Consider the following 8376-nt stretch of genomic DNA (forward strand, 5'->3'; position numbering starts at 1 on the left):
CCACGCCCCCGCCCGCAAGCCCGCCACGAACCGCCGGACCTGCCCCCGCACCGCCGGACCCGCCCCCGCACCGCCGGACCCGCCCGAACCGGACCCGCCCCACATCGCCCGAACCGGCCCCACCACCGCCCGCGAGGCCCGCGCCCAACGGACCCGCCCGGCACCTCACCGACCGAAAGGCATCCGCCGTGAGCACCGAAGCGTACGTCTACGACGCCGTCCGCACGCCGCGCGGCCGCGGCAAGGCGAACGGCGCCCTGCACGGGACCAAGCCCATCGACCTCGTCGTCGGCCTCATCAAGGAGACCCGCCGCCGCTTCCCCGGTCTCGACCCCGCAGCCATCGACGACGTCGTCCTCGGCGTCGTCAGCCCGCTGGGCGACCAGGGCTCCGACATCGCCCGCATCGCCGCGCTCGCCGCGGGACTGCCCGAGACCGTCGCGGGCGTTCAGGAGAACCGCTTCTGCGCCTCCGGGCTCGAAGCCGTCAACCTGGCCGCGGCCAAGGTCCGCTCGGGCTGGGAGGACCTCGTCCTCGCGGGCGGTGTCGAGTCCATGTCGCGCGTGCCGATGGGATCGGACGGCGGTGCCTGGGCCATGGACCCGATGACCAGCCTGGAGGTGGGCTTCGCGCCCCAGGGCATCGGGGCCGACCTGATCGCGACGCTCGGCGGCTACACGCGGCGCACGGTGGACGAGTTCGCCGCGCTCTCGCAGGAGCGCGCCGCGGCGGCGTGGAAGGACGGCCGCTTCGAGCGGTCCGTGGTGCCGGTGCTCGACCGCAACGGGCTCACCGTCCTCGACCACGACGAGCACCTGCGGCCCGGTACGACGGCGGACTCCCTCGCCGCGCTCAAGCCGTCGTTCGCGCAGATCGGCGAGGCAGGCGGGTTCGACGCCGTGGCACTGCAGAAGTACCACTGGGTGGAGCGCATCGACCACGTCCACCACGCGGGCAACTCCTCGGGCATCGTGGACGGTGCCGCCCTCGTCGCCGTCGGCTCCCGGGAGATCGGCGAGCGCTACGGCATGGTGCCGCGCGCCCGGATCGTCTCCGCCGCCGTCACCGGCTCCGAGCCGACCATCATGCTGACCGGCCCCGCCCCCGCGACCCGCAAGGCGCTGGCCAAGGCGGGCCTGACGATCGACGACATCGACCTCGTCGAGATCAACGAGGCGTTCGCCGCGGTGGTGCTGCGCTTCGTCGACGAGATGGGCCTGAACCTCGACAAGGTCAACGTCAACGGGGGCGCGATCGCGCTCGGCCATCCGCTCGGGGCCACCGGCGCGATGATCCTCGGCACCCTCGTGGACGAGCTCGAACGGCAGGACAAGCGGTACGGGCTCGCCACGCTGTGCATCGGCGGCGGCATGGGCGTCGCGACCGTCGTCGAGCGCGTCTGAGAGCGCCTGCCCGCCCCCGAAACCCGCCACCGCCCGCCACCGCCCGCCACGTCCGCAACGGAGCCGCAGCATGAGCGAGTCCACCACCATCCGCTGGGAACAGGACGGGACCGGCGTCGTCACCCTCGTCCTCGACGACCCGGACCAGTCCGCCAACACCATGAACGACGCGTTCCGCCGCTCGCTCGGCGCCGTCGCGGACCGGCTGGAGGCCGAACGCGAGAGCGTACGGGGTGTCGTCGTCACGTCCGCGAAGAAGACCTTCTTCGCCGGCGGCGACCTGCGGGACCTCGTCCGCCTCGGCCCCGGCGACGCCGAGCAGGTCTTCGCGCGCGGCATGGAGATGAAGCGCGCCCTGCGCCGCATCGAGACCCTCGGCAAACCCGTCGTCGCCGCGATCAACGGGGCCGCGCTCGGCGGCGGTTACGAGATCGCGCTGGCCTGCCACCACCGGGTGGCGCTGGACGCGCCCGGCTCGCGCATCGGACTTCCCGAGGTCACGCTCGGCCTGCTGCCGGGCTCGGGCGGAGTCGTGCGCACCGTGCGCCTGCTCGGTGTCGCCGACGCGCTGCTGAAGGTCCTCCTGCGGGGCACCCGGCACACCCCGCGCCGCGCACTCGACGCGGGGCTCGTGCACGAGGTCGCCGACACGCCCGAGGACCTGCTCGCCAGGGCGCACGCGTACATCGACGCGCATCCCGAGTCGCACCAGCCGTGGGACACCCCGGGCTACCGCATCCCCGGCGGCACGCCCGCCGATCCGCGCTTCGCCGCGACCCTGCCGGCCTTCGCGGCCACGCTCAGGAAGCAGACCGCCGGCGCCCCGCTGCCCGCGCCGCGCAACATCCTGGCGGCCGCGGTCGAGGGGAGCCAGGTCGACTTCGACACGGCCCTCGCCATCGAGTCCCGCTACTTCGCGGAGCTGGCCACCGGCCGGACCGCCAAGAACATGATCCAGGGCTTCTTCTTCGACCTGCGGGCCGTCAACTCCGGCGCCAGCAGGCCCCGGGACGTCCCGCCGTCCACCGTCCGCCGCGTCGCCGTGCTGGGTGCCGGGGCGATGGGCGCGGGCATCGCGTACGCCTGCGCCCGCGCGGGCCTCGACGTCGTCCTCAAGGACGTGACGCGCGAGGCGGCCGAGAAGGGCAGGGCCCACTCCGAGCGGCTGCTCGCGAAGGCGGTCGAGCGGGGCCGCACCACCCGGGCGGACGCCGACCTGGTCCTCGGCCGCATCACCGCGACCGCCGAGCCCGCCGACCTCGCGGGATGCGACGCCGTGATCGAGGCCGTCTTCGAGGACACGGCGCTCAAGCACCGGGTCTTCCAGGAGGCGCAGGAGGTCGTCGACCCGGACGCGCTACTGTGCTCCAACACCTCCACGCTGCCCATCACCGCGCTCGCCAAGGGCGTGCGGCGCCCGGCCGACTTCGTCGGGCTGCACTTCTTCTCACCCGTCGACCGCATGCCGCTCGTCGAGATCATCCGCGGCGGGCAGACGGGCGACGCCGCTCTGGCCCGGGCCTTCGACCTGGTCCGGCAGCTCCGCAAGACGCCGGTCGTGGTCAACGACTCCCGCGGGTTCTTCACCTCCCGGGTCATCGGGCGCTTCCTCAACGAAGGCGTCGCCATGGTCGGCGAGGGCATCGAGCCCGCGTCCGTCGAGCAGGCGGCGGCCCAGGCGGGCTATCCGGCCAAGGTCCTGTCCCTGATGGACGAGCTGACCCTGACCCTGCCCCGGCGCATCCGCCGCGAGGCCCGGCAGGCGGTCGAGGAGGCCGGCGGCACCTGGAGCGCGCACCCCGCGGACGCCGTGGTGGACCGGATGGTCGACGAGTTCGGCCGCGGCGGCAGGGCGGCGGGGGGCGGCTTCTACGAGTACGGCCCGGACGGCGCCCGCCTGCGGCTGTGGCCGGGGCTGCGGGAGCACTTCACGCGGCCCGGCCGCGAGATCCCCTTCGCGGACATGCGGGAGCGGATGCTGTTCGCGGAGGCGCTCGACGCCGTGCGCTGCCTGGACGAGGGGGTCCTCACCTCCGTCGCCGACGCCAACGTGGGTTCGCTGCTCGGCATCGGCTTCCCCGCCTGGACGGGCGGCGTGCTCCAGTACGCGGTGGGCTACGACGGGGGCCTGCCCGGCTTCGTGGCCCGCGCCCGCGAGCTGGCCGACCGCTACGGCGACCGCTTCCTGCCGCCCGACTCCCTCGTGGACCGCGCGCGGAGCGGGGGCACGTACACCGACCGCTGACCGGGCGGGCCCGGGGGCCTCGGACCGGCGCCCGGCCCCGGCCGGTCACACCGGCGGGGCGCCCCGGCCCGAACGGCCGGTGTCCGCGCGGGGGCCGGGCGCGGCCCCGGGGGTCTCCGTACCGGGGCCGGGCCCCCGGCCCGCCGCCTCCGTGTCCGCCCCGTCGGCCAGGTCGCGCAGCTCCGCCGTCAGCGAGCGCTGGAAAGCCGTGACCAGCGCCTGCAGCACCAGCGGCCGCAGCGGCTCCGACAGGGACCGCACGGCGGCCGCCCGGTCGTCCGCGTCCTCGCCGCCGCCCAGCCGGGGAGCCCACACCTCGTCGCGGAACAGCCGCGTCAGCTCGTGCGCCGCCGCCCGGGTGTGCTCCATCAGCACGGCGCGGGCCGCCAGGATCGTCTCCCGCTCGATCGGCACGTCCAGCAGCTCCACGCCCAGCCGCAGCATGGCCGCGTCCACGAGGTACGCGCCGGGGGCGTCGGCCACCGGTGCCAGCGCGCCCATCGCGGCCAGCCGCTCGACGTCCTCGTCCGCCAGCGGCCGGCCCGCCCGCCGCTCCAGCTCGGTGCGCGTGGCGCGCTCCGCCCCGTCCGGCGCCCAGGACGCCACCAGCGCCCGGTGGATGGCGAGGTCGCGCGCGCCGAGTCCCTCCGGCAGCCGGGCCACGTACCGCTCGATGGCCGCGAGCGTCATGCCCTGAGCCCGCAGCTCCTCGATCAGCGCGAGGCGGGCCAGGTGCGCGGGGCCGTATCGGCCCACCCGGCGCGGCCCGAGCTCGGGCGGCGGGAGCAGCCCGCGGGTCGAGTAGAAGCGCACGGTCCGCACGCTCACCCCGGCCCGGGCCGCGAGCTCGTCCACGGTGCACGACCGCGGTGCGCCGTCCCCGTCCGTTGCGGCCTCGCGCCCCTCCATCGCCGTGCCCCGCCTCCCGCCGGCCAACGTCCGTACAGCCCTTTCGTCCAGGCAGTATCGCCGCATCGGCGGAGCCGCGGGAAGCCGGGCCCGCCCGGGCCGGGCGTGAGAACCGTCCGGCTCCGGTCCGTCCCCGTGGCCGGGTGGCCGTGCGGCCGGACCGTGCGGCCGGGTCCGTCAGGCCGTGGCCCGCCGCACCAGCGTCGTGCGCATGATCAGCGAATCGCCGTCGGACGCCGTGGCGACCTGTCCCGCCGTGTCCTGGACGGCCGCGGTGCCGCCCTCCTCCAGGCCCTGGAGCAGCAGCCGGGCCATCAGCCGGCCCTGCCCCTCCACGTCCTGCCGCACGGTCGTCAGCGGCGGGTCCGTCGACTCGGCCACCGAGTCCATGTCGTCGAAGCCCACGAGCGCCACGTCCTGCGGCACCCGTCGGCCGTGCTCCTTCAGCACGCGCAGGGCGCCCGACGCCATCAGGTCGTTGGCCGCGAACACCGCGTCGACGTCCGGCCGCCGCTCCAGCAGCTCCGCCATGGCGCGAGCCCCGCTCTCCGGCGTGAAGTCGCCCTGCGCGACGAGTGTCCCGTCGTACGCGCCCCCGACGACGTCCCGGTAGCCGTCCAGCCGGTCGGTGCCCGACGTCTGGTTCGGCGGCCCCGCGATGTGCGCGATGCGGTCGCGGCCGAGGTCGCGCAGCAACCGCACGGCCACCCGCGCGCCGTCGCGGTTGTCCGCGTCCACGTACGGCACGGCCTGCCGGTCCGGCGACGCCGTCCACACCGGGCGGCCCCCGTACACCGTCGGGATGCCCGCCCGCCGCGTGATGGCGGGGATCGGGTCCTCGGTGTGCAGCGAGAACGCCAGCGCGCCGTCGACGTGCCCGCCGGCCAGGTAGCGCGACACACGCTCGAAGTCGCCGCTCGCCTCCACCAGCATCAGTACCAACTGCGTGTCGTGTGCGGTGAGTTCCTTGCTGATTCCGCGGATCTGCCGGAAGAAGAACGGGTCCGAGAAGATGCGCACCTCGGGCTCGGGGATGATGACGGCGACCGCACCGGTGCGCCGGGTGACGAGCGTGCGCGCCGCGTGGTTCGGGACGTATCCCAGCTCCTCGACCGCCCGGTGCACCTTGTCCGCGAGGGACTGGCGCACGCCGGTGCTGCCGTTGACCACGCGCGAGACCGTGGCGCGCGACACGCCCGCCCGCGCCGCGACGGCCTCCAGCGTCGGGCGGGGCTCCGACGGCGGTCTCGACCCGGCGGTGGCCTGCGGGGACGTGTCGGGCACGGTGCGCTCCTCGTCTCGGAATGCCGCACAGCCTAGTTGCTGCGGGCCCGCATGATCGGGGCGGGCCGCGCGCGGACACCCGGCTGCCGTCGCAGGTCAATGCCGTTAAAATCGTCGGCCTGATGACTGCCACGCTCGTAGCCAAAGCCCTCGCCGCAGGTCACGGGGCGCGCTCCCTGTTCTCCGGGCTCGATCTCGTCGTCGCCCCCGGCGATGTGATCGGCCTCGTCGGTGTCAACGGCGCGGGAAAGTCCACGCTGCTCCGGCTGCTCGCCGGGCTGGACACACCCGAGGACGGTGCGCTGTCGCTGTCGCCGCCGACCGCGACGGTGGGCCACCTGCCGCAGGAGCCGGAGCGGCGCCCCGGTGAGAGCGTCCGTGCGTTCCTCGCGCGCCGCACCGGCGTCCACGACGCGCAGACCGCCCTGGACGAGGCCACGGCCGCCCTGGTCGAGGCGGCGCCCGGTGCGGACGACGCGTACGCGGCGAGCCTGGAGCGCTGGCTCGCCCTCGGCGGCGCCGACCTGGAGGAGCGTGCGGAGGAGACGGCGGCCTCGCTCGGGCTGACGGTCAGCCTCGACCAGCCCATGACGACGCTGTCCGGAGGCCAGGCAGCCCGCGCGTCCCTGGCCTCGCTGCTGCTGTCGCGCTACGACGTCTTCCTCCTCGACGAGCCCACCAACGACCTCGACCTGGACGGCCTGGAGCGGCTCGAGACGTTCGTGCGGGGCCTGCGCGCCGGGACCGTCGTCGTCAGCCACGACCGCGAGTTCCTCTCCCGCACCGCGACGAAGGTCCTCGAACTCGACCTCGCCCAGCAGCGGACCGCCCTGTACGGAGGCGGCTACGAGGCGTACCTGGAGGAGCGCGAGACGGCCCGCAGGCACGCGCGCGAGGAGTACGAGGAGTACGCGGACCGCCGCTCGTCCCTCCAGACACGCGCCCTGACGCAGCGGGCCTGGATGGAGAAGGGCGTCAAGAACGCCCGCAGGAAGGCCCCCGACAACGACAAGATCGGCCGCAAGTTCCGCTCGGAGGCCACCGAGAAGCAGGCCGCGAAGGCCCGGCAGACGGAACGGCTGATCGAGCGCCTGGACGTGGTGGAGGAGCCGCGCAAGGAGTGGGAGCTGCGGATGACGATCGCCGCCGCGGACCGCTCGGGCGCGGTGGTGGCCACGCTCAACGGCGCGGAGGTGCACCGCGGCGCCTTCCGGCTCGGGCCCGTCACCGTGGGCATCGACCGGACGGACCGCGTCGCCATCACCGGACCCAACGGCGCCGGCAAGACCACACTGCTGGCCGCGCTGCTCGGCCGGGTGAAGCTCGACGCCGGCCACGGCGGCCTCGGCTCCGGAGTCGTGGTGGGCGAGGTCGACCAGGCACGCCGGCTCTTCCTCGGCACCGACACCCTGCTGGACGCGTTCCGCGCGGCCGTGCCCGACACCGATCCGGCCGACGTGCGCACGCTGCTGGCCAAGTTCGGCCTGAAGGCGGACCACCTGACGCGGCCCGCCACCACGCTGTCACCCGGCGAACGCACCCGGGCCGCGCTGGCGCTCCTCCAGGGCCGGGGTGTGAACCTGCTGGTCCTGGACGAGCCGACCAACCACCTCGACCTGGCCGCCATCGAGCAGCTCGAATCGGCCCTCGACTCCTACGACGGCACGCTGCTGCTCGTCACGCACGACCGCAGGATGCTCAAGGCCGTGCGCACCACCCGCAGGCTCGACGTGCGCGAGGGCCGCGTCACGGAGCGCTGACCCGCTCACGCGACACGGCCCTCTCCCTCGTCCCGCCCGGTGCGAGGGGCCTGCACCGCCGGTGTCACATGGCGGCCGAGATGATGAGGGCGGCGAACACGGCTGTCAGGACGAGGCCGACCGCGCCCAGGATCAGCCCGGCCTGCGCCGCTCCCGCGTTGGCGGCCTCGCCGCGCGCGACGCGTTTGCGGCCGGCCACACCGAAGACCACCGCGAGCACACCGAGTACCAGGCCGGCGGGCCAGTACCACGACATCAGCACGCCGATGACGCCGACGACCAGGGCGCTCGTGCCCATGCCGCCCCGCTCGGAGTGCATCGTCACACCGTGCGCGCCGCCACCGCCGGACGTGTAGCCCGCCATGATGTCTCCCTCGTCCAAGTCCCCTTGTCCGTCTTGCGGTCCGGCTACCCAGGGCGGGACCGGGCACGCGCCGGGCGGTCCGATCGGTCACACTTCCTTCACACGCCGAGGGGGTGCGGCACCGTGTGTCCGGTGCCGCACCCCCTCGTGCAGGGCAGTGCAGTGCAAGTGCGGTGGAGTGCGGTTCACTTCACTGCAGGTCACTGCAGGTCACTGCAGGTCAATGCCGCGCGACGCAGTACGCAGCACCGCGCCGCAGAGCCCTGCGGTGCCGTGCTCAGCGCTCCTTGCCGAGCAGGCCCGCCCGGCGCAGGGCGTCCGCCATCGCGCTGTTGGACGGCGCGGGGGCCGCCTGCCGGCGCTTGCCCCCGCCATTGCCACCGCCCGCGGGCGCGCCCGAGCCGGAAGCCG

Annotated in this window: 6 protein-coding genes; 3 read left to right on the forward strand and 3 right to left on the reverse strand. The window is 74.9% G+C overall.

Features of this window, described 5'->3' with window-relative positions; all coding sequences use genetic code 11:
* Nucleotides 1–188: 188 nt before the first annotated feature.
* Nucleotides 189–1403, forward strand: a complete 1215-nt coding sequence (locus L1885_RS18850; RefSeq protein WP_235798324.1) for an acetyl-CoA C-acetyltransferase — start codon at nucleotides 189–191, stop codon at nucleotides 1401–1403.
* A gap of 70 nt (nucleotides 1404–1473) precedes the next feature.
* Entirely contained in the window at nucleotides 1474–3648 is a 2175-nt protein-coding gene (locus tag L1885_RS18855; protein ID WP_235798325.1) for a 3-hydroxyacyl-CoA dehydrogenase NAD-binding domain-containing protein, read from the forward strand.
* A 45-nt stretch (nucleotides 3649–3693) separates the two neighbouring features.
* Here the strand turns inward: L1885_RS18855 and L1885_RS18860 are convergent, their stop codons facing one another.
* Together L1885_RS18860 and L1885_RS18865 are read right to left on the reverse strand one after the other, a co-directional pair.
* Nucleotides 3694–4557, reverse strand: a complete 864-nt coding sequence (locus L1885_RS18860; protein WP_235798326.1) for a MerR family transcriptional regulator — start codon at nucleotides 4555–4557, stop codon at nucleotides 3694–3696.
* A gap of 177 nt (nucleotides 4558–4734) precedes the next feature.
* The gene (locus L1885_RS18865; protein ID WP_235798327.1) at nucleotides 4735–5841 is read right to left on the reverse strand and encodes a LacI family DNA-binding transcriptional regulator; all 1107 of its coding nucleotides are present in this window, start codon (nucleotides 5839–5841) and stop codon (nucleotides 4735–4737) included.
* Between the two features lie 122 nt (nucleotides 5842–5963).
* Between L1885_RS18865 and L1885_RS18870 the strand changes: the two genes are divergently transcribed.
* Nucleotides 5964–7601: an ABC-F family ATP-binding cassette domain-containing protein gene (locus L1885_RS18870; RefSeq protein WP_235798328.1), complete on the forward strand. Its 1638-nt coding sequence runs from the start codon at nucleotides 5964–5966 to the stop codon at nucleotides 7599–7601.
* Nucleotides 7602–7665: 64 nt separating this feature from the next.
* Here the strand turns inward: L1885_RS18870 and L1885_RS18875 are convergent, their stop codons facing one another.
* The gene (locus L1885_RS18875; RefSeq protein ID WP_235798329.1) at nucleotides 7666–7983 is read right to left on the reverse strand and encodes a DUF4190 domain-containing protein; all 318 of its coding nucleotides are present in this window, start codon (nucleotides 7981–7983) and stop codon (nucleotides 7666–7668) included.
* Between the last annotated feature and the right edge of the window lie 393 nt (nucleotides 7984–8376).

Origin of the sequence: Streptomyces fuscigenes, from assembly GCF_021556455.1 — a bacterium.
Taxonomy (GTDB): domain Bacteria; phylum Actinomycetota; class Actinomycetes; order Streptomycetales; family Streptomycetaceae; genus Streptomyces; species Streptomyces fuscigenes.